This window comes from Paenibacillus taichungensis (assembly GCF_003287275.1).
GTDB classification, from domain to species: Bacteria; Bacillota; Bacilli; order Paenibacillales; family Paenibacillaceae; genus Paenibacillus; species Paenibacillus taichungensis_A.
The window spans coordinates 1-667 of record NZ_QEVW01000047.1; the positions used below are offsets into that span (position 1 = coordinate 1).

The 667-nt window shown below is 49.0% G+C and carries 5 tRNA genes; all 5 read left to right on the top strand.

What is annotated here, in order from left to right:
• Positions 1 to 116: 116 nt before the first annotated feature.
• Positions 117 to 192: transfer RNA gene (locus DC345_RS31235), tRNA-Asn, on the top strand.
• A 3-nt stretch (positions 193 to 195) separates the two neighbouring features.
• Positions 196 to 268 (top strand) — tRNA-Thr (locus tag DC345_RS31240).
• Positions 269 to 278: 10 nt separating this feature from the next.
• Positions 279 to 350: transfer RNA gene (locus DC345_RS31245), tRNA-Glu, on the top strand.
• Positions 351 to 473: 123 nt separating this feature from the next.
• Positions 474 to 549 (top strand) — tRNA-Val (locus DC345_RS31250).
• A gap of 10 nt (positions 550 to 559) precedes the next feature.
• A tRNA-Gln gene (locus DC345_RS31255) sits at positions 560 to 634 on the top strand.
• The last annotated feature ends 33 nt before the right edge of the window (positions 635 to 667 follow it).

Sequence of the window (667 nt, forward strand, 5' to 3'; positions counted from 1 at the left end):
CAGGGTCCTGGGAGAGTAGGAAGCCGCCAAGCGAACTCTTTCATCCTACATAGAAAACAGGCTCTGCATGTTAACGTTGTATGATGAATTGCATTTGCACTGCAAATGCATATTATTCCCTGATAGCTCAGTTGGTAGAGCACTCGACTGTTAATCGAGTTGTCACAGGTTCGAGCCCTGTTCGGGGAGCCATTTGCTCTCATAGCTCAGTAGGTAGAGTGCATCCATGGTAAGGATGAGGTCACCGGTTCGATCCCGGTTGAGAGCTTTGGAAATGGGGCCCGTTGGTCAAGGGGTTAAGACACCTCCCTTTCACGGAGGTAACAGGGGTTCGAATCCCCTACGGGTCATAGCTATATTTATTAGCTTAAAAAAGGGATGAGAATCCCGAAGGTTCGTCGGAGGATAAACTTCGTTAGCAATGGCTTCGCAGTCTCGAACGAAGTGAGAGTATCCCCTACGGGTCATAGGATGGAGGCTTAGCTCAGCTGGGAGAGCATCTGCCTTACAAGCAGAGGGTCGGGGGTTCGATCCCCTCAGCCTCCACCACTTAACTTAATGGGGATTAGCCAAGCGGTAAGGCAACGGACTTTGACTCCGTCATGCATAGGTTCAAATCCTATATCCCCAGCCATTTTAGTTTTTAGTTTGAGTCATTAGCTCAGTT